Source organism: Candidatus Binataceae bacterium, assembly GCA_035508495.1.
Taxonomy (GTDB): Bacteria; Desulfobacterota; Binatia; order Binatales; family Binataceae; genus JASHPB01.
Window position 1 is genome coordinate 74,105 of the sequence record DATJMX010000052.1, and the last position, 19,777, is coordinate 93,881.

Here is a 19,777-nt window from a genome sequence, read left to right on the forward strand (position 1 = left end):
CCGACTCCACGGAGTCTAGCGAAGCGCTTCGCTGTTTGTGGCGCATACGCTCGCAGCGTGGAAAACCTCAGGCCCGGGCATCATCCCGCGATACGCTCGGGACGCGAATAGACGTTGAAGCTGGCCTCGCGCAGAAATCCAATCAGCGTAACTCCCGTCTCTTCGGCGAGCTCGACCGCAAGCGACGAAGGCGCGGAAATCGCCGCCAGGATTGGAATGCCGGCTGCGGCGGCTTTCTGCACGATATCGAAACTCACGCGCCCGCTCACCAGCATCATGCTCGACGAGAGCGGCGCTCCGAGGTTTCGCAACGCATAACCGACCACTTTGTCCACGGCATTGTGACGGCCGATATCTTCGCGCAGCACTATTAACTCGCCCTCCGAATCGAACAGACCCGCGGCATGAAGACCGCCCGTCGTCGCGAAGACCTCCTGCGCCACGCGCGCCTTCGGCGCCATCGCGAGGATCAGATCGGAGTGGACGCGAAGCGGCGCATCGACGGTCGCGATGCGTCGCGTCAGCGACTCGATACTGGTGCGGCCGCATATTCCGCAACTCGAGGCGATCGCGAAGTTGCGCCGCAGCCGCTCGCGCAGATCGTCGGCCGCAACGTTGAGCACGACATCGATCGAGTTCGGCTCGAAGGCACCCTTCGCATCGCGCACGCTGCGAATCTCGCCGAGCTCCGCAATCGAATTGATAAAGCCCTCGGCAAAAAGAAACCCCGCAGCCAACTCTTCGTCATGGCCCGGGGTGCGCATCGTGAGCGTGAAGCGCCTGCCGCCGAGACGAATCTCGAGCGGCTCTTCGACGGCGAGCGAGTCTTCCGCAGTCGCGCCCGCGCCCACTCTCCACCTCAGGGTGCGCGCAACTACAAATTGCTTTTCTTTCCCTTCTGCCACGTTGCTAGATTACCACTCGAACATCCAAGCGCGCAGGTATTTGGTTACCCGCGCGGCCGATTCAGCAGCCACCCGGAGGCTACATGGCTCGCACACATTTCAGCCCAGACACCGCGGACAAGCATTCACGCCTGCGCGGCGCGACCAAAAGTCACGGCGTATGTCCTTATTGCGCGGTCGGATGCAGTCAGAACGTGTACACCAAGGCCGGAGAGATCATCGATATCGAAGGCGATCCGGAGAGCCCCATCAACGCGGGCACGCTCTGCCCCAAGGGCTCCAACACGTTTCAGCTAGTCCGCAACCCGCATCGCATCACGACGGTGAAGTACCGCGCGCCCTACTCCGATCATTGGGAGACGCGGCCACTCGAGTGGGCGATGGATCGAATCGCGCAACTCACCAAGGAGACGCGCGACGCCGATTTCATCGAGCGTAACGAGCATGGTCTGACGGTGAATCACCTCAAGACCATCGCGCATCTGGGCGGCGCCACGCTCGACAACGAAGAGAACTATTTAATCAAGAAACTTTTCGCCGGAGGCCTGGGAATTCTCTCCATCGAGAACCAGGCGCGCATATGACATAGCGCATCGGTGCCCGGTCTGGGCGCCTCCTTTGGACGCGGTGCGGCAACGACGTTCCAGGCTGACCTGGCGACGAGCGACTGCATATTGATCATGGGCTCGAACATGGCCGAGGCCCATCCCGTGGGATTTCGCTTTGCGCTCCAGGCGCGCGAGCGCGGCGGAACGCTGATTCATGTCGATCCGCGCTTCACGCGGACCTCGGCGATGGTGAATACTTTCGTTTCGATTCGCGCTGGCTCGGATATCGCGTTCCTGGGCGGAATCATCAACTACATCATCGAGCACGATCGATGGTTCAAGGAATACGTCCTGCACTTCACCAACGCGGCGACGGTACTGAACGAAGCGTTTGTCGATGCCGAAGATGCCGGCGGCATCTTTCCGGGCTTTGATGCCGACGCGCGCGCATACGTGAAAGATCACGGCTCATGGAACTACAGCACGACGCCCGGTGAGATGGGCGCGGTCGAGCGCGATCCCTCGCTGCAGCATCCGCGATGCGTGTTCCAGGTGATGCGGCGGCATTACGCGCGCTACACGCCCGAGATGGTGTCGCGGCTGTGCGGATGCGCCCCCGGCGATCTGATTCGAGTCGCGGAACTGCTGTGCCGCAATTCAGGACGCGAGCGGACTTCGGCAATCGTCTATGCGCTCGGATGGACGCAGCACACGACCGGCGTGCAGATGATTCGAGCGGCGGGAATTATCCAGCTCCTGCTCGGCAACATGGGCCGGCCCGGCGGCGGAATCATGGCGATGCGTGGGCATTGCAGTATCCAGGGCTCCACCGACGTGCCGACTCTCTACAACCTGCTGCCCGGCTACCTGTCGCTGCCCGACGCGGTGCCCGAGAATGCGTCGCTGGAAAAGTACATTGAACATGGCCGCGGCTTCGCCAATGCGCGCAATAACTCGGCGGCGGGCTTCTGGCAGGAAGAAGCGTTCCTCGGCTATTGGGCAAACCTCTCGAAGTTCACGATAAGCCTGCTCAAGGCCTGGTATGGCGATGCGGCAACGCCCGCCAACGAGTTCGGCTATCAGTACCTGCCCAAGATCGACGGCGATTATTCGGAGCTGCCGATGTTCTTCCGGATGCACCAGGGCAAAGTCAAAGGGCTCTTCCTCATCGGACAGAACCCGGCGGCCGGCGCGCCGAATGCGGGACTCAATCGCTCCGCGTTGCGCAGCCTCGATTGGCTGGTCGTGCGCGATTGGTTCGAGCACGAGAGCGCGAACTTCTGGTACGCCGATTCGAGCGCACCGGATTCGCGCCAGATCAAGACCGAAGTCTTTTTCCTTCCGGCGGCATCGATCACAGAGAAGGATGGCTCCTTCACCAACACCGAGCGGATGCTGCAATGGCATGAGAAAGCGATCGATCCACCGGGCGATTGCCGCTCCGACGCGTTCTTCATGTACGACCTCGGGAGGAGGCTCAAGAAGCTCTACGCGGACTCGAATCTCGAGCGCGACTTGCCGATCAAAAATCTTACCTGGGACTTCGGCCGTGACGCTCCGGAGATACTGCCGAATGGCGCGCCGAGCCGTCTCGGCGACGACGTTGACGCGGAAAAAATCCTCAAGGAGATGAACGGCCGCGACCTTCGCGAGGGTCGTCTGCTCAAGGGGATCGCGGAGCTCAAAGACAATGGCTCGACGGCCTGCGGCGTCTGGATCTATTCCGGGGTTTTTCCCGCTGAAGATCAGAACCGCGCGAACTCGCGCGACAACACCCGCACCGGCATCCTCTATCCCAATTGGGGATTCGCGTGGCCCTCAAACCGCCGCACTTTGTACAACCGCGCCTCGGCCGACGCGCAGGGACGTCCGTGGTCTGAGCGCAAAAAGCTCATCTGGTGGGACGCCGATCGGCGCACGTGGACCGGATTCGACGTTCCAGATTTCGAGATCGACAAGGCTCCCAGTTATCGTCCTCCAGCAGGCGCGCGCGGCATGGACGCGATTCCCGGTGACGCGCCGTTTATCATGCATCCCGACGGCCTTGGCTGGTTGTTCGCGCCGTTCGGCGTGCGCGACGGGCCGTTGCCGACGCACTACGAGCCGCGCGAGTCGGTCGTCAGGAATCTGCTCTACACGACACAGGTCATTCCGACGATTAGGGAGTTTCCCGACGAGCTGAATCGTCTGGCCGAGGAAGTCGATCCCGAATTTCCGATCGTCGCGACAACCTACCGGCTGACCGAGCATTATCTGAGCGGGCCGATGAGCCGCTTCAATAGCTGGCTCAATGAACTGCAGCCCGAGATGTTCGCCGAGCTCAGTCCCGAGCTGGCGGCCGAGAAGGGAATCGAAAACGGCGGATGGGTCGTGATCAGCTCGCGCCGCGGATCGATCGAAGCGCGCGCTCTCGTCACCGCTCGCATGAAGCCGCTGCTCGTGAACGGCAAGACGATCTACCAGTTAGGTCTGCCGATTCACTGGGGCTACGCGGGCGAGACCGTTGGCGCGATGGCGAACGATCTTACATCGCTGATACTCGGCGTGAACGTGAGCATGCACGAGGCGAAGGCATTCACAGTCGCGGTGCGGCCGGGGCGGCTCACGAGCATGCGCGCGCCGCGGCCGATCGCGGCGAATGAGCGTCCGTTCGGCGTCGAGCCGATTCCCGACACCGCTTCTTCCGCGCAACCCGAAGGCCGCCAGCAGTGGTGGGGATGGTGGCGATCGCGATAAGACTCTGCGCCAATGTTGAACCTCCTCCTGGAAATCCTCTATCCATTTCGGCGTCCGGCAGAACCTGCGCCGCGCCGTCCGACCGGATTCTTCACCGACACGACGCTATGTATCGGATGCAAAGCGTGCGAGGTCGCGTGCAAGCAGTGGAACCAGATTCCGTCTGACGGATTCAACTTCACCGCGCAGAGCTACGACAATACGATCGCACTCAGTGCGACGACCTGGCGTCATGTCCGGTTCATCGAGCAGTTCCCGACCGGCGCTCAGCCGCCGCAGCCGTCGCTCGACGGAGATTTCGATATCGAATCTCTCCTGAAGCAATCGCAGGAGGGCCGCTGGCTGATGATGAGCGACGTCTGCAAGCACTGCAGCGCATCGCCGTGTCAGATGGCCTGTCCGACCGCCGCGATTATCCACAACGAGTTCAACGACGTTTATATCCAGGGCGACATTTGCAACGGCTGCGGCTATTGCATCGCGGCCTGTCCGTTCGGCGTGATCACGCGCAGCCAGTTCGACGGCCACGCGCACAAGTGCACACTTTGTTACGATCGCCAGCGCGACGATTTCATTCCCGCCTGCGCGAAAGCGTGCCCCACCGAATCGATCAAGTTCGGCCATCTCGACGAGCTTCGCGAGCATGCCAAGATCCGCCTCGAAGAGGTGAAGGCGCGCGGGTTTAAGGGTGCGAGGCTTTACGGCGCCGAGCCCACCGACAAGTACTCGGAGCTGGGCGCTTTTTTCCTCCTTCTCGACGAACCGGAGAAATATGGTTTGCCGAACGATCCCGACACGCCGCAGCGTCATATGCGCGGCGACTATGCGCGCGCATTCGCCGCGACCCTGGTCTGGATCGCGATCGTCGCGGTCGGAGTGATTCTCCATGGCTGAAGCGATGATGCCCGCGGCGCCGCCGATCGTCACCAAGCCGGTGCCGTGGCATTGGTGGGTAACCTTCGATCTCTTCTTCGCGACGATGGGCGGAGGACTGTTCAGCGTCGCGACGATTCTTCACCTGGTTGGGCACCCCGAGGAACAGGCGGTCGCGAGGATCGCGTTCCTGATCACTTTCCCGATCATGGCCGTCGATCTGGTGTGCCTCGTATTCGATCTCGGCGATCCCTGGCGCTTCATGAACATGATGCGCGTGTTCAAGCCGGGCTCGCCGATGTCGGTCGGCGTGTGGACGATCTCGATTTTCTCAGTCCTCGCGTTCTGCGCGTTCGTGATCGTCGGACTCGGCCTGCCGATAGTTCTGCTATCCATCGTTGGGATCGCGGGACTGCCGTTCGCGTTGATGGTCGGAATTTACAAGGGCGTGCTGTTCAGTACGACCGCGCAACCGGGATGGCGCACGATGCGCTGGCTGGGTGCGTTCTTCTCGATATCGGCAGGGCTGTTGGGCGTGGCAGTAGCGCTGGTGATCGCCGCAATGTCGGGGCTGCCCGCAGCGGCAACGACCTTGCGCCAATCGCTGCTCATCATGATTGTTCTCTACTTCGGTACAGTTCTCCTGCTCGAACGCGACGCCGATGAATGGACTCGTGTCGCGCGCAGGCATTCGCGATTCAGCGTGTGGCTGGCGGCCCTCGGCGGAATTGTGATTCCGCTTCTCGTGATCACCTTCTCAACTGGCCGCTTGGAGGAAGACTGCGCGGCGGTGTTGCTGATCGTCGGCGCGATCGCGATTCGTCACGTGCTCGTGTTCATTCCTCATCGCGCAACCGCCGAAAACTGATCGAGAACCGCCCTGCCCCGGCCCAGCTTGAAACTGTTCGCGAGCGCGAGGGTCACGAATTCTTTGGCCGCGCTGACTGCGTCTTCGAGCTTCGCGCCGCGCGCCAGATGCGCCGCGATGGCGGCCGAGAAAACGCATCCGGTGCCGTGCGCACCGCTCTTCTGACGCGGCGCCCTCAGCTCGATGAACTTGCGGCCGTCGAAGTAGAGATCGGTGGACCGCGCGCGATCGGCGAAGTGCCCGCCCTTGATCACGACGGCCTTCGCACCCATCGCGAGGATTTTCGCAGCGCCCTCGCGAATCGAATCGCGATCGCGAATCGCGATTCCCGCCAGCGCCTCGGCCTCCGGAACGTTGGGCGTGACAATGCGCGCGAGCGGGATCAGTTCGTCGCGCAGCATGCGCTCGCCGCGCTTGTCGATGAGCCGCGCGCCGCTGCTCGCGATCGTAACCGGATCGACAACGGGGCGCGGCATCTTGAAACGCACGATCGCGCGCGCCGTCTCGCGCACCGCGCCGGCGCTGCCCATCGCGCCGGTTTTAATCGCGAGCGGCATGCTCTCCGCCAAGAGCACCTCAATCTGCGCCGCGATCATCGCAGGCTTAACGGCATCGACGCGCGTGACGCGCGAGCTCGACTGCGCGATGATCGAAGTGATCACCGAGTACCCGTAAACGCCGAGCGCGGCGAAAGTTCTGATGTCGGATTGGATTCCTGCGCCGCCGCCGGGGTCACTGCCCGCGATCGTTAACGCAAGGGGAATTGTGCTGCCGCTCAAGAGTTTATTTATCCTATCACGCTTTTGCGTTCGCCACGAGTGCGCGTTTTTGCAGACCCACGTTGTCCGAGATCGGAAGCGGTAGTATCTTGCCGTTCATGCCGCTTCGCGCGGCCGAATGCATGGCAGTACGCGGACAAGACGAGTTTCTCAACCTTCCGTTCCAGGAAAAACTGGAATTTCTCTACGGCCTGCCCGCACGCCAGAAGCGTGATCTGATTCTCGCCGCGCCCGAGGCCGAGCGCCTGGTTCAGTCCTTCTCGCCTGAGACGCTCTTCTACACTGTCAAGGAAATCGGCAGCGCCGACGCGGGCGATCTGCTGAGCCTCGCGCTCCCCGAGCAGGTGAAGTCGCTCTTCGATCTCGATTGTTGGGATAAGGATCGTCCCAACCTTGCCCGGATGCGCGAATGGCTCGAAGCGCTCTCCGAGGGCGGGCGCAGCCGAATGGCACAGGGTCTGATGGAGCTCGACCTCGAGCTCGTATCGATCCTGCTGCGCGATTACATCAAGGTGCATCTGCTCGACGATCCGGCGTCGTCACCAGACGCGCCATCAAACCGCTACGTCCAGTTCGACGAGCATTATCTCATCGAGTTCGTGCGGCAAGATCACATTACGCAGCTTATTTCCGACTTCATCGAGGAAGCCTTCGAGCGCGACTACAAATATTTCGCGGGCTTGATGGACGAATGTTACTGGGGCGTCAAGGCGGAGCTCGAGGAGGCGGCCTATCAGTTCCGCCGGGCGCGCCTGAACGATCGCGGCTTTCCCGACTACTACGAAGCGCAGGACGTGTTCGCGTACGTCAATCCGCGCTCGTTCCTCGACATCCGCGCCCAGTACGTGGCGCCGAGCCGCGCCGAGCTCCTTGACGACAGCGAGCTGGTGCCACCAGGCTCAGCGCCGATGATCGCGGGCGCCGACAATTCGCTGCTCAACACCGCGCTCACGGCTGGTTTCGCGGCCGAGGGGCGGCGGCAGTTGCGCAGCGAGATGGCGATGGTGTCAAACCAGGTGCTGGTTGCGCGATCGATCGATTTTGGCGATCTCGACGCCGTGCGGATCGCCGTCGAGCTGACGCACAACTACCTGAACCTTGGGCTCGAATCGCTCGCTGGCGGCGACCTGCAAAGCGCAATCGAGCATCTGCGCGATACGCATCTGAAACTCCTCTTTCGCCTCGGCGTGAGCCTCACGATCGATCTGCGCAAGCGGGCGGAAGCGACAACTCGGATGCTCGGGATTCCGCAGCAGCGGCCGCGCGAAATCTCGTACCTCGACTCGCCGTATCGCGACGCGCTCGCGGGATTCATCGAGCCAATGCCGCGCTTCTATTCGGCGCTCGATCGCGGCGGCGCCGTCGAGCTGCGCGCGTTCCAGACGATTCGCGACCTTCATCTGTCGTACGCGATTCTCGATCAGATCGACGCGATGGCGGAGCTGTTCCGCTCACTGCTTGCGATCGATATCAGCTCGGCGCGCTTCCGCGGCGCGGTCGCGAATCGCGATATTCGCCTGAGCCAGATCCTGACGACGGCCCTGGTGCGCAATTTCATGGACGGGCGGCTGCAGGCCGAGCCGCTCGTGGCGAGCGAGCTCGACGCGATGCGAGCAGCAATCGTGATCAAAAATGGCGGCCCGTCGGTGCTGAGCCACGCATTTCGCGAGTCGGTCGAAACCGCGATCGACACGCATCTCGACGAGACTGCGGCCAAGCGCACCTTCGATTTCGTAAATTCCTGTCTGAATCAGCTCGAAGAAGAGTTCGCGGGACTGAGCGTCAACTACCCGATCGATTCACGATTTATCGAAAGCGTTCTGGTCAAGCGCAGCGTCTAGCGTTCAGCCGTTGCGCCGTCGAGTTTGACGGTGCGATCGGAACTGCCGCGCTGAATCGTGAACGTGATCGCCGATTCGCGCGCGAATGACGCGAGATCGGCGTGGAAATCGCTCAGCGCTTTCACGTCACGCGTGCCGATTTTCTTGATGATGTCGCCGCGCTCGATTCCACTGCTCGCCGCCGCCGGATCGACGTCCGACACCAGCACCCCGTGCCGATTCTTGAGGCCAAAGTATGCCGCCAGCTCGGGCGTCACTTGCTGTACGGTGACGCCATACGCCGTCGCGGTATCAGGAAGTTTATCGACCGCGGCCTTGCCGACGACCGGTGACGAATCGAACAGCTTGTCCATCACATAGATCGGCACGTGCATCTCGGTCGCGAGCGCGATCGCGTCGCTCGGACGGCTGTCGATCGTGTAGCGCCCGCGATCCATGAAGATCTTCGCGTAGTACACTTCGTCGCGCATGTCGCAGATGAGCACGCTATCGACGTGATTACCAGTCTGCTGGATCACGGCCTTCAGCAGGTCGTGAGTCATCGGCCGCGGCGGCTGGACGTTGTTCAGCGCGAGCTCGATCGCGTACGCCTCGTTGGCGCCGATCATGATCGGCAGCTCGCGCGTCTCGTCTTTATCTTCGAGCAGCACGTAATGCTCGCCGGTGTCCTGATCGAAAGCAACGTTAGTCACCTGGACCGGCACTTCGTGGATGGTGGGCTGAATGAGTCCGGTGGGCTGGCTGGTGGATGAACGGCTGCAGGCACACGCGGCGGCCAAGCCCGCGAGTAGCAGCAGGCACAGGTTCCTGCAGCCTACGGCTCTCATGGAAGATCACATTACGCGCATGACAGGGTGGGCGCCAAGGGCATTATGCATCGCCTTCGGGACGGCCGCGGAAACCTTTAGCGACGATATAGAGCTCAGCCGAGCCGGGACGGCTGGCCTTGGTCCGCGTCGTCTCGACGCTGGCAAAGACGCGCTTGAACTGCGCAACTATGTCGTTGAACTCGCCGCTCATGAAGACCTTGACGATCATCGCGCCGCCGGGTTTTAGCGCGCGCGATGAGAACGCGAGCGCGGTATCGATCAGTTCGCGCGAGCGCGCCTCGTCGCGCGCCGCGATACCGGTGAGCTTCGGCGCGAGATCGCTCGTGACGAGATCTGCTGGGCCGCCGAGTTCGGTAGCCGCCCGCTGCGCGACGGCTGGATCAACGATGTCGCCGATGATCGTGATACATCCCGGCGGTGGATTTCTGACCGGCGCGAGATCGACGCCGACGATCTTGGCGCCGGAGCCTGCCGCGCGAGCGAGAATCGCAAGCCATCCGCCGGGCGCGCATCCGAGATCGACGATTCGCGCGCCTTTCGCTGCCAGCTTCCAACGCGCGATGAGTTCCTCGATCTTGAACGCCGCGCGCGAAGGCAACCCTGCCGCGCGCGCCTTGCGATAAAATTTGTCGTGCGGCTCGTAGGTCGCCATCGAACGTCACGCCGAAAAATTTGCGCCGCGAATTAAATTTGAACCGACATACTTTTCGCGTCGCGTGCGAGCCGGTATCCTGAGTGACTCTGCGCTTCGCTTCAACCCGCACATCACGATGAGTTTAGTTAGACTTGACGATTTGAATCCTGAGCAGCGCGATGCGGTGCTGGCGCCCGACGGTCCGATCCTGATCCTCGCCGGTGCGGGATCGGGCAAGACGCGCGTGCTCACGTACCGCATCGCCCATATTCTGTCCGAGCGCGGCGCCGAGGTCGACCAGGTGCTGGCTGTCACCTTCACCAACAAGGCCGCCGGCGAAATGCGCGAGCGCGTCGCCAGCCTGCTCGACTCCACGCGGCTGCCGTGGGTCAGCACGTTCCATTCGGCGTGTGCGCGGATTCTCCGCCAGGATGCGCACCGGCTCGGCTACGAGCGCAATTTCTCGATCCTCGACGAAAGCGATTCGATGTCGGTGATGCGCCGCGTGATTGAGGAGGCCAATCTTCCCGATTCGCCCGCGCCCGAGGCGGCGCGCAATCGAATCGAGCAGGCCAAGAATGAAGGCGTCTCGCCCGAGGAGATGCTCTCGGCGTCGGAGACCGGACGCGAAACGACGATCGCGCAGCTTTACCGCCTCTACCAGGCGCGCCTTCGCGACATCAACGCGATGGACTTCAGCGACCTCCAGCTCCAGGCGTACCTGCTGTTCGAGCGTTTTCCCGATGTGCTCGAGCGATGGCAATCGCGTGCGAAGCATCTGCTGGTCGATGAATACCAGGACACCAACCACGTGCAGTATCTGCTGGTGCGCGCGCTCGCCGAGCGAACCGGCAACCTGTGCGTCGTCGGCGACGAGGATCAATCGATCTACCGATGGCGCGGCGCCGATATCCGCAACATCCTCGACTTCGAGCGCGACTATCCGAGCGCGCGCATCTTCAAGCTCGAGCAGAACTACCGCTCGACCAAAACGATCCTCGCCGCGGCCGGCGCCGTTATCCGCAACAACACCGAGCGCAAGGTCAAGAATCTCTGGACCGAGAACGACGCCGGCGAGCAGATCACATACTTCACCGGAATCACCGAGCGCGACGAGGCCGACTTTATCGCACGCGAGATTTCGAGCCTGACGACCTCAGGCGGTCTCCGCCCGGCGGACGTCGTCGTGTTCTACCGTGTCAATGCGCAGTCGCGAGTAATCGAGGAGGCGCTGGTCAGGCGGCGACTCGCCTACTACATCATCGGCGGCGTGCGGTTTTATGAGCAGCGCGACATCAAGGATCTGTTGTCGTATCTGCGCGTCGTCGCCAATCCTGCCGACGCGGTCAGCCTGGAGCGGATGGTTGGTGTGCCGACGCGCGGCATCGGTGCGAAGACCTTTGAGGCGATCAGCGATATCGCCGGGCGCGAGAACATCTCGGCCTTCGAGGCGATGGGCCGACTCGAGGCGCAATCGAAAGTCGCGCTCAGGATCGCCAAGCAGGCGAGTTCGCTTTACTCCTGGATGCGCGAGCTCATCGCGCGTGCGAGCGAAGTCCCGGTGCGCGAGATCCTCGACGCCGTCGTCGCACAGAGCGGATTCGAGGCTTATCTCGACACGCTCATCGACGCGCCGGCGCGCAAACAGAATCTCGCTGAGATGCTCGCGGCGGCAAGCGCTTTCGATGCCGAACGCAGTGGAGGCCTCGGCGAGTTTCTCGAGCGCGTCGCACTCGTCAGCGATGCCGATCAGATCGAATCGCGCGGCGGACGCGTCGCGCTCATGACGCTGCACACGTCGAAGGGCCTCGAATATCCCGCGGTCTTCATCGCCGGCATGGAAGAAGGCCTCTTCCCGCACAGCCGCTCGCAGGACAGCGACGAGGAAATCGAGGAGGAGCGTCGCCTCTGCTACGTCGGCATGACGCGCGCGCGCAACCTGCTTTATCTATCCAACACGTTGTCGCGCGAGCTTTACGGCCAGCGCCAGGAGTCGCGGCCCTCGCGCTTCATGGCCGAGGTCGATCCGGGGCTTATCCGGCGCATCGCTCCTGAACGTCCATCCGCGCCCGTGCGTCCGCTATCGCCGCGCGAGTCCTACGTCGATTATTCCGAGAGTCAGCTCTCCGACGGCGATGGGCCCTCTGCCGCGGCTGATGGCCTGCGCGTCGGCGCGCGCGTGATTCATCCTGCGTTCGGCCGCGGCGTGATTCATCGTCGCGAAGGGCGCGGCGACAGCGCCAAGGCGTGGGTGAATTTCGAACGCGGCGGAGTGAAGTTACTGGTACTAAAGTTCGCCAACCTCCGGTTGATCGGAGAATAACCGCGCGCGTAAAATTTTCCGCAGTGGATGGGCGGCGGCAGGAGCCGGCGTTAACTTAGCGGTGGTGGCGTGATGACTTCACGAAAACGAATCTCTCTCATCGTGGTCGCTGTGTCCGCAGCTTTGATGCTGGCGGCCATGGTCCTGGCGCCGCGACTGGCCTCGGCCTGGAGCGAAGATGAATTCGCCCGCCGACCGCTCTACGCCTACCCGCTGCCGCATGGCCGCGACAATATCATCGGCAATCTCGTCACCTACCAGATCCAGAAAGGCGATACGCTGCTCGATATCGGGCGATGGTTCGGCGTGACGGCAAAGGAAATCTCCGATGCCAACGGCAAGATCGATTGGTGGGGACCTCCCGTCGGCAAGCAGATAATTCTCCCCACCGAGCATATCCTGCCGGCCGGTAATCACGTCGGTATCGTGCTGAACATCCCCGAGATGCGCATCTACTATTACTATCCGTCGCCCACCGGTCCGATTTCGAAGAGCAAGATCAAACCGGTAGCGATGACGACGAAGCACGAGCCGCACCTCGGCGTGATGCCGACCGTCGTTTACACCTTCCCGGTCGGACTCGGCCGCTACGACTGGAAGACACCTGTCGGCGACTGGCGCGTGCGCGGCAAGACGAAAAATCCCACCTGGGTCGTGCCGCAGGATATTTACGAGGAACACCTCGAGCGCGATGGCGAAGCCGACCACGTCGTCCCGGGCGGCGAGGATGACAATCCTCTCGGCAAGTATCGCATCGAGCTGACGCTGCCCGAGTACGCGTTGCACGGCACCGACGTTCCATGGGGCGTCGGGATGACCGTGAGCCACGGATGCGTGCGGCTTTATCCAGAGGACATCGAGCGCCTGTTCAACAAGGTGAAGATCGGCACGCCGGGCGAGTTCACCTACCAGCCGATCAAGTACGGCTATCGCGGCGATGCGATCTACGTCGAAGTGCATGACGATTTGTACGGGCGCTATGCGGGTCTGTGGGCTTATGCCGTGAAGACGGCTAAGGAGCAGGGCATCTCCGATCAGATCGACATGCAGAAGCTCGAGAAAGCCGTCGAAGAGAAAACCGGCATCCCGACCTACATCATGCCCGGCCCGCCACCCGACGCTGGCGACGCGAGCTAGAATCGCGGCTGAGTCTTGGCGGGCGCCGCGCCGGCCTGATACGCGTGCGCTTTTTTCAGCACATACAGTTCGCGCGAGCCTAGGCCGAATGGCCCCGGCCAACTGAAACGGCTGACGATTTGTGTGCCGGCGATCGGCGCGCTGGCGAGCGTGTATTCGTCGACACCGGGCGACGTGATCATCGGGATTCCGGCTTCGAGCTTCATCGAATCGATGCCGTGTTTCGGGTAGCGATAGAGATCGTTGCCGTTGAGCGAGTAGCCGGCATCGATCGCCGAGCGGCGTACGCCTTCGCGCTCGAGCGCATCGCGCACCGAAGTCACCGCCAGCAGGCCGCGCTGGTACGCATACGTTCCGCCGAGCGACAACATCATGAGGATCAGCGTGAGCGCTCCCGCGAGCATCGGCGCGACCCGCAGCTTCGGCCATGGCGTAAGCGCGAGCAGCAGGCATCCGGCAGGAACCATCACGACATAGTAGCGATCGTTGAAGAACCATAGCGGAACGATCGCGAGCCAGTAGACGATCGCGGCGATCATAATCGCCGACGGTGCGCGTCCGAGTCGTGGAATGAGATCGCGCGCCGCAACGATCAGTCCAGCTGCGCCCGCGCTTCCGAGCGCCATCCAGAAATACTGCCAGTCGCCGTTCCAGTAGAAGCGGTTCGGCAGACCGCGCAGGATCATCACGTTGTCCCATCCGCCGAAACAGCTATACTCGGGCGTGACCGGCAGCCGGTGATCAATGAAACTCAGAAACAACGTTGATCCAAAGATCGCGATCGCCCATGCGATCGTTTGCCTTCGGCGCTCGCCGATAAACTGCAGCAGCGCGATCGGACTTAGCACGGTGCCTAAATAAATCAGCGGCCCGAGCACTCCAGCGCGCAGGTATGTTGAAATCGGCACCTGGAACAGAAAGCCGAAGTGATTGAGGTTGCGCTCGAGGTCCCACGGCCGAGGATTCAGCACCATCTGCCAGAACCAGATTCCGACGCACGTCGCCGACGCGACTGCGAACGGAAACAACCCGCGCACCATCCGCATCAGATCAAACGGATGCTCTCGGAGCACGCCTGAGCCGTACAGCACGATCGCCGCGACGCATCCGAGCACCGTCATCGCGGCGAACGGCCGAATCATGAAGCACACGACCGAGAGAATCGCAGCGAGCCACATCCAGAGCGCCTCGAAGCGGCCCTCTCCTTCGGCAAACGCGAGGTTCACCGCGATGACAAGCATCAGGAACGGAATCTCGGTCATGAACGAGAAGCTGAGGAAGTTGTAACAGGGATTTCCAAGCAGGCAGCCCGTGGCGATCAGTGACGGGATCGGCGTGGCGCCGCATCGCCGCGCGAGCGCATAGAACATCATCGCGCCGAGCGCGGCCAGTACCACATCGGCGATTTCGAGCGACGCCGAGCCGCCGCCGAAGAGCCTGGCCCAGGCCGCGCCGTAGTACACCTGAGCGATCGGCATCGCCTGCGTGTACCCGGCGAAACGGACTTCGCCCGTCTGCAGGTAGCGCCGCACCGCCTCGCCGTAGAGCCAGCTATCTGCGACCGGCGCGTCGGCGAGCGGCCGCAGCATCGCCCACGCGAACAGGTACCAGAGCGCCACGCCCCCGCACGCAAGCCATCCAGCGCGCTTCAATGCCAACTTGCTCCGATTTCCGGCTATCCCCTATACTTCGCTGTGCGCCAGGAGCCAGATGATCGAACGAAGTGTTTATCCGGTTTTCTCTGTGCGCGCGAGCCCCCTCCCTCACCGCTCCTGAATGACGGCCGATTCCACTACGCAACGGGAACTCAACGACCATACGATGCGACAGGTTGCCTTTCACCGCCCCGCGATGGGCCCCGAAGAAGAGCGCGAAGTGCTCGAAGCGCTGCGCTCCGGATGGATCACGACCGGGCCCAAGACCAAGCGTTTTGAGCAGGAGTTCGCCGAGTACATCGGCGCCAAGCATGCGCTCGCGCTCTCGCACTGCACGGGCGCGCTGCATCTCTCGCTATGGGCAATTGGCATCCAGCCCGGCGACGAGATCATCACGACGCCATTTACCTTCACCGCGACCGCCGAGGTGATGGGCTATCTCGGCGCGCGGCCGGTGTTCGTCGACGTCGATCCCGGCACCTTCAATATCAATCCCGCGCGGATCGAAGAGGCGCTCGAAAGCGGCAAGCACAAGCACGTGCGCGCGCTGCTGCCGGTTCATTTCGCGGGCCAGGCTTGCGACATGGATCGCATTCTCGCAATTTCGCGGCAGTACAATCTCAAGGTCATCGAAGACGCTGCCCACGCCGTCGGCTCGGCGCGCTACATGGAAGGCCGCGGGATGGCCAAGGTCGGCACGATCGGCGACCTCACCTGCTTCAGCTTCTACGCGACCAAGAACTTCACGACGGCAGAGGGCGGCATGATCACGACCGCCGACGATGCGCTCGCGGAGAAAATTGCCGTCGCGAGCCTCCACGGCATGAACAAGGACGCCTGGAAGCGCTACGACAAGAGCGGCTCGTGGTACTACGAAATCCACGACATGGGTTTCAAGTACAACTTGTCCGACGTGCACTCCGCGATCGGACTCGCGCAACTGAAGCGCGCCGAGGATTTCAAGCGCCGCCGCACCGAGATCGCCCAACGCTACAGCGAGGCTCTTCGCGAAGTCGATTCGATCCAGGTTCCATACGTCGAGCCCGGCGTCGAGCACGCATGGCATCTGTACATCCTGCGGCTGCGTCCGGAGCTTCTGCGTATCGGCCGCAACGAATTCGTCGAAACGCTGCGCGAGCGCGGTGTCGGATGCTCGGTGCACTGCATCCCACTGCACACGATGCATTATTATCAGCGGATGTATGGCTATCGGATGGGTGACTATCCAATCGCCGAAGACATATTCAGCCGCTGCCTGTCGCTGCCGATTTACTATTCGATGAGCGACGAGGATATCGACTACGTAATCGAAACCGTTCTCGCGATCGCGCGCGAAAACCGCCGCTAAAGCGCGGCGCGGGAGGAATACTGCTGTGCGTGCATTGGTAACCGGTGGAGCGGGATTCCTCGGCTCGCATCTATGCGAGCGGCTGTTGAAAGACGGTCACGAGGTTATCTGCCTCGACAACTTTTTCAGCGGCAAGCGCCAGAACGTGGCGCATCTGATCGGCAACAGGAACTTCGAGCTGGTGCGCCACGATGTAGTCGAACCGATTCTGCTCGAGGTCGATCGCATCTTTAACCTCGCCTGCCCCGCGTCGCCCGTTCATTACCAGTACAACCCGGTGAAGACGATCAAGACGAGTGTGATGGGCGCGATCAACATGCTGGGGCTCGCCAAGCGCGTGCGCGCGCGAATCCTGCTGACCTCGACCAGCGAAGTTTATGGCGACCCGGAGCAGCATCCGCAGACCGAATCGTATTGGGGGCACGTGAATCCGATCGGCGTGCGCTCCTGCTACGACGAGGGCAAGCGCGTCGCCGAATGCCTGATGATGGACTATCACCGGCAGAACAACGTCGACATCCGCATCGTGCGCATCTTCAATACTTACGGGCCCCGGATGGCGATCAACGACGGGCGGGTGGTTTCCAACTTCTGCGTCGCTGCGCTGCGCGGCGAGCCGCTCGAGATTTACGGCGACGGCAAGCAGACGCGCTCGTTCGCGTACGTCGACGACATCATCGACGCGCTCGTGCACATGATGAACCAGGAGCAGCACATCGGACCGGTGAACATCGGCAATCCCGACGAATTCACGATCGACGAGCTCGCGCAGCTCGCGATTAGTCTGACCGGCAGCTCATCGAAGGTGGTGCTCAAGCCGGCGCGTCCCGATGATCCTGTCCGGCGGCGTCCGAATATCGATCTCGCGAAAAAGGTCCTGGGATGGCAGCCGAGCACGCCGCTGCGGGCGGGCCTCGAAAAGACGATCACGAACTTCCGCGAAGAGCTCGGCCTCATCCGCGCCTGACATGACGACCGCACTCATCACCGGCGCATCGAGCGGCCTCGGCGAGGAGTTCGCCTACCAGCTCGCGCGCGAGCACCACGACCTGGCACTTGTCGCGCGGCGCAAGGATCGGCTCGAGTCAGTCGCGTTGAAGGCTCGTGAGCTCGGCGCAAAGAAGGTCGCAATCTTCGCCGCCGACTTGTCAGCCCCAGGAGCCCTCGCTCAGCTCCACACCGATGTCACCGCTGCGGGCCTCGAAATCGGCTACCTCGTGAACAACGCCGGCTTCGGCACTCATGGCACATTCTGCGAGCTGCCGATGGAGCGCGAGATCGAGGAAATCGAGCTGAATGTCACCGCGCTCGTCGCGCTGTGCCGCCTATTCGCACCCGCGATGGCGTCGCGCAAAAGCGGCACGATCATCAACGTCGCATCGACCGCCGCCTTCCAACCAGTCCCGTGGATGGCGACCTACGGCGCGACGAAAGCGTTCGTCCTGAGTTTTTCAGAGGCGTTATCAAGCGAGTTGCGCGAGTCCGGCGTGACAGTCCTCGCGCTATGCCCGGGTCCAACACGCACCGAGTTCCAAGCCGTGGCCAATACAGCAGAAGCGGCCTTTCCCGACTTCGCATACATGGATGCCGCAACAGTAGTCGCGCAGGGAATCGCATCAGCGAAGCAAGGCCGTGCGGTCCGCATCAACGGCCTAATGAACTTCCTGATGGCGCAATCAACCCGCCTCGCCCCACGCGCGATAGTCCGGCGAATCGCAGCCGCGATGTTCCGCGAAGAGCCAACCTAGACTGTAACGTCAGCCGCTATTGCGGTAGCTATCCGCCGGGAAGAATATAGAGATCTGCCGGCGAGAATGAACTCGTTTTCAAAAAGTCAGGCCATCTTAAGCGGTATCGCGGCGGCCGCGGCGCTGGCGCTCGCGGGATGCTACGCGTCACCGTCGCCGATTCCGCAGCCTCCGCCGCCGCAGGCGGTTCCATCGGTCGTGATGCAGGGGCCCCAGTCGCCGCCGCCGGATGACTGGAACCTCTTCCCCGATCCGACGACCGGCGAGGTCGAGGTTTATCATAAGGGCAACCTCGTCGGCGCCGTGACCGGCAACGAGCCCGCGACCCAGGATCCTCCGCTGCCGCATCCTACCGACGCGACCAGGGATCACGATCAGGACTCGCCGAACGCTACTCCCTGAGCAGATTGCGCGCGATCACGACGCGCTGAATCTGCGACGTGCCTTCGTAAATCTGCAACAGCTTGGCATCGCGCATCAGCTTCTCGACCGGATACTCCTTCATGTAGCCATAGCCGCCGAAGAGTTGCACCGCGTCGGTCGTGATTCTCATGCACGCGTCGGCGCTGAAAGCTTTCGCGAAGCTCGACACGACGTTGGGGCTCTCGCCGCGATCGACCAGCCATGCGGCCTTGTACGTGAGCAGGCGCATCGCTTCGATCTCGATCGCCATGTCAGCCATCATGAACTGGATCGCCTGGAAGTTCGCGATCGGCTGTCCGAACGCATTGCGCTGCTTAGAATACTTGAGGCATTCGTCGAGCGCGCGCTGCGACACGCCAACCGCGATCGCGCCGATCTCGGGGCGGCTCTTGTCGAAGGTCGCCATCGCGTACTTGAAGCCCTCGCCCTCGCGCCCGACCATCGCGCTGGCCGGGATGCGCACGTCCTCGTAGAAGATTTCCGCCGTGTCGGCCGCGCGCTGCCCGAGCTTGCCGTGCATTCGGCGCCGCGTGATTCCCGGAGTATCGGAGGGAAAAACGAAGCAGCTGATGCCCTTGTGCTTGAGGCGTTTGTCGGACGTCGCGAAGGTGACGATCCAGTCGGCGACGGAGCCGTTGGAGATGAAATGCTTGGTGCCGTTGAGCACGAACTCGTCGCCCTCGCGCCGATACGTCGTGCTCATCGAGGCAACGTCCGAACCCGCGCCGGGTTCGGTGATCGCGAACGCGCAAAAGGAGAGCTTCTCGGTCAACGCGCCGAGGTAGCGCTTTTTCTGCTCGTCGTTGGCCGCGATCACGATCGGCAAGGTCGCGAGGTCGTTCGCCGCGATCGAGTTCGTGATCCCGGCGCATCCGTAGTTGAGCTCTTCGCCGACCAGGCACGTCGTCAGGATATCGAGCCCCGGTCCTCCCAGCTCGGCAGGCACACCGAAGTTGATGAGCCCCGCATCGAAGGCCTTCTGCGCGACGTCGCGCGGAAAGATTTCCTTGTCGTCGTACTCGCGCGCGTGCGGGATGATCTCCTGCTCGGCGAATTTGTGCGCCAGCGCCTTCAGCTCGCGTTGCTCGTCGGTGATCTCGAAACCCAGCATGATTGCCTCTCTGTCGCG

At 62.3% G+C, this 19,777-nt stretch carries 17 protein-coding genes; 11 read left to right on the forward strand and 6 right to left on the reverse strand.

Annotation, left to right across the window (positions count from 1 at the left end; translation table 11 throughout):
• Nucleotides 1-80: 80 nt before the first annotated feature.
• Entirely contained in the window at nucleotides 81-851 is a 771-nt protein-coding gene (gene fdhD / locus VMA09_16995; GenBank protein ID HUA35309.1) for a formate dehydrogenase accessory sulfurtransferase FdhD, read from the reverse strand.
• 137 nt (nucleotides 852-988) lie between these two features.
• Between fdhD and VMA09_17000 the strand changes: the two genes are divergently transcribed.
• From VMA09_17000 to nrfD, 4 genes are read left to right on the forward strand one after another with little or no spacing between them, the layout of a single operon-like run.
• The gene (locus VMA09_17000) at nucleotides 989-1,489 is read left to right on the forward strand and encodes a hypothetical protein (protein ID HUA35310.1); all 501 of its coding nucleotides are present in this window, start codon (nucleotides 989-991) and stop codon (nucleotides 1,487-1,489) included.
• Between the two features lie 12 nt (nucleotides 1,490-1,501).
• The gene (gene fdnG / locus VMA09_17005) at nucleotides 1,502-4,189 is read left to right on the forward strand and encodes a formate dehydrogenase-N subunit alpha (protein ID HUA35311.1); all 2,688 of its coding nucleotides are present in this window, start codon (nucleotides 1,502-1,504) and stop codon (nucleotides 4,187-4,189) included.
• Nucleotides 4,190-4,201: 12 nt separating this feature from the next.
• Nucleotides 4,202-5,083, forward strand: coding sequence for a 4Fe-4S dicluster domain-containing protein (locus VMA09_17010; protein HUA35312.1), 882 nt, complete (start codon nucleotides 4,202-4,204; stop codon nucleotides 5,081-5,083).
• Entirely contained in the window at nucleotides 5,076-5,930 is an 855-nt protein-coding gene (gene nrfD / locus VMA09_17015; protein HUA35313.1) for an NrfD/PsrC family molybdoenzyme membrane anchor subunit, read from the forward strand. The genes VMA09_17010 and nrfD overlap by 8 nt, the downstream gene beginning before the upstream one ends.
• Here nrfD and thiD read toward each other — a convergent pair.
• Nucleotides 5,906-6,709, reverse strand: a complete 804-nt coding sequence (thiD, locus tag VMA09_17020; protein HUA35314.1) for a bifunctional hydroxymethylpyrimidine kinase/phosphomethylpyrimidine kinase — start codon at nucleotides 6,707-6,709, stop codon at nucleotides 5,906-5,908. The two genes, nrfD and thiD, sit on opposite strands and share 25 nt — an antisense overlap.
• Before the next feature lie 122 nt (nucleotides 6,710-6,831).
• On the opposite strand from thiD, the gene VMA09_17025 reads away from it, so the two are divergent.
• Complete coding sequence (locus tag VMA09_17025; GenBank protein ID HUA35315.1) at nucleotides 6,832-8,550, forward strand: DUF6178 family protein; 1,719 nt, start codon at nucleotides 6,832-6,834, stop codon at nucleotides 8,548-8,550.
• On the opposite strand, the gene VMA09_17030 is transcribed toward VMA09_17025, so the two are convergent.
• A complete protein-coding gene (locus tag VMA09_17030) occupies nucleotides 8,547-9,377 on the reverse strand; it encodes a bifunctional nuclease domain-containing protein (protein HUA35316.1) in 831 nt (276 codons plus the stop codon). The two genes, VMA09_17025 and VMA09_17030, sit on opposite strands and share 4 nt — an antisense overlap.
• Nucleotides 9,378-9,420: 43 nt before the next feature.
• On the reverse strand, nucleotides 9,421-10,032 hold the full coding sequence (locus VMA09_17035) for an RlmE family RNA methyltransferase (protein ID HUA35317.1): 612 nt from the start codon (nucleotides 10,030-10,032) through the stop codon (nucleotides 9,421-9,423).
• A 118-nt stretch (nucleotides 10,033-10,150) separates the two neighbouring features.
• Here VMA09_17035 and VMA09_17040 point away from each other — a divergent pair, with 118 nt between their 5' ends.
• Nucleotides 10,151-12,337, forward strand: a complete 2,187-nt coding sequence (locus VMA09_17040) for a UvrD-helicase domain-containing protein (GenBank protein ID HUA35318.1) — start codon at nucleotides 10,151-10,153, stop codon at nucleotides 12,335-12,337.
• A 72-nt stretch (nucleotides 12,338-12,409) separates the two neighbouring features.
• Nucleotides 12,410-13,474 carry a L,D-transpeptidase family protein gene (locus tag VMA09_17045; protein ID HUA35319.1) on the forward strand — a complete coding sequence of 355 codons (1,065 nt, stop codon included), beginning with the start codon at nucleotides 12,410-12,412 and terminating at the stop codon, nucleotides 13,472-13,474.
• On the opposite strand, the gene VMA09_17050 is transcribed toward VMA09_17045, so the two are convergent.
• Entirely contained in the window at nucleotides 13,471-15,132 is a 1,662-nt protein-coding gene (locus tag VMA09_17050; GenBank protein HUA35320.1) for a glycosyltransferase family 39 protein, read from the reverse strand. The two genes, VMA09_17045 and VMA09_17050, sit on opposite strands and share 4 nt — an antisense overlap.
• A gap of 163 nt (nucleotides 15,133-15,295) precedes the next feature.
• On the opposite strand from VMA09_17050, the gene VMA09_17055 reads away from it, so the two are divergent.
• The 4 genes from VMA09_17055 (at nucleotide 15,296) to VMA09_17070 (ending at nucleotide 18,627) form a co-directional block, all read left to right on the forward strand.
• A complete protein-coding gene (locus tag VMA09_17055; protein ID HUA35321.1) occupies nucleotides 15,296-16,477 on the forward strand; it encodes a DegT/DnrJ/EryC1/StrS family aminotransferase in 1,182 nt (393 codons plus the stop codon).
• Between the two features lie 25 nt (nucleotides 16,478-16,502).
• Nucleotides 16,503-17,444: a UDP-glucuronic acid decarboxylase family protein gene (locus VMA09_17060; protein ID HUA35322.1), complete on the forward strand. Its 942-nt coding sequence runs from the start codon at nucleotides 16,503-16,505 to the stop codon at nucleotides 17,442-17,444.
• Between the two features lies 1 nt (nucleotide 17,445).
• Entirely contained in the window at nucleotides 17,446-18,225 is a 780-nt protein-coding gene (locus tag VMA09_17065) for an SDR family oxidoreductase (protein HUA35323.1), read from the forward strand.
• 66 nt (nucleotides 18,226-18,291) lie between these two features.
• The gene (locus VMA09_17070) at nucleotides 18,292-18,627 is read left to right on the forward strand and encodes a hypothetical protein (protein ID HUA35324.1); all 336 of its coding nucleotides are present in this window, start codon (nucleotides 18,292-18,294) and stop codon (nucleotides 18,625-18,627) included.
• Here the strand turns inward: VMA09_17070 and VMA09_17075 are convergent.
• Nucleotides 18,617-19,759 carry an acyl-CoA dehydrogenase family protein gene (locus VMA09_17075; GenBank protein HUA35325.1) on the reverse strand — a complete coding sequence of 381 codons (1,143 nt, stop codon included), beginning with the start codon at nucleotides 19,757-19,759 and terminating at the stop codon, nucleotides 18,617-18,619. The two genes, VMA09_17070 and VMA09_17075, sit on opposite strands and share 11 nt — an antisense overlap.
• Between the last annotated feature and the right edge of the window lie 18 nt (nucleotides 19,760-19,777).

What these genes read in the sequence shown, in the direction of transcription:
- VMA09_17000 (HUA35310.1), top strand. Translation starts at nt 989, where the DNA reads ATGGCTCGCACACATTTCAGCCCAGACACCGCGGACAAGCATTCACGC.
- VMA09_17010 (HUA35312.1), top strand. Translation starts at nt 4,202, where the DNA reads ATGTTGAACCTCCTCCTGGAAATCCTCTATCCATTTCGGCGTCCGGCA.
- nrfD (HUA35313.1), top strand. Translation starts at nt 5,076, where the DNA reads ATGGCTGAAGCGATGATGCCCGCGGCGCCGCCGATCGTCACCAAGCCG.
- VMA09_17025 (HUA35315.1), top strand. Translation starts at nt 6,832, where the DNA reads ATGGCAGTACGCGGACAAGACGAGTTTCTCAACCTTCCGTTCCAGGAA.
- VMA09_17030 (HUA35316.1), bottom strand. Translation starts at nt 9,377, where the DNA reads ATGAGAGCCGTAGGCTGCAGGAACCTGTGCCTGCTGCTACTCGCGGGC.
- VMA09_17035 (HUA35317.1), bottom strand. Translation starts at nt 10,032, where the DNA reads ATGGCGACCTACGAGCCGCACGACAAATTTTATCGCAAGGCGCGCGCG.
- VMA09_17040 (HUA35318.1), top strand. Translation starts at nt 10,151, where the DNA reads ATGAGTTTAGTTAGACTTGACGATTTGAATCCTGAGCAGCGCGATGCG.
- VMA09_17045 (HUA35319.1), top strand. Translation starts at nt 12,410, where the DNA reads ATGACTTCACGAAAACGAATCTCTCTCATCGTGGTCGCTGTGTCCGCA.
- VMA09_17055 (HUA35321.1), top strand. Translation starts at nt 15,296, where the DNA reads ATGCGACAGGTTGCCTTTCACCGCCCCGCGATGGGCCCCGAAGAAGAG.
- VMA09_17065 (HUA35323.1), top strand. Translation starts at nt 17,446, where the DNA reads ATGACGACCGCACTCATCACCGGCGCATCGAGCGGCCTCGGCGAGGAG.
- VMA09_17070 (HUA35324.1), top strand. Translation starts at nt 18,292, where the DNA reads ATGAACTCGTTTTCAAAAAGTCAGGCCATCTTAAGCGGTATCGCGGCG.
- VMA09_17075 (HUA35325.1), bottom strand. Translation starts at nt 19,759, where the DNA reads ATGCTGGGTTTCGAGATCACCGACGAGCAACGCGAGCTGAAGGCGCTG.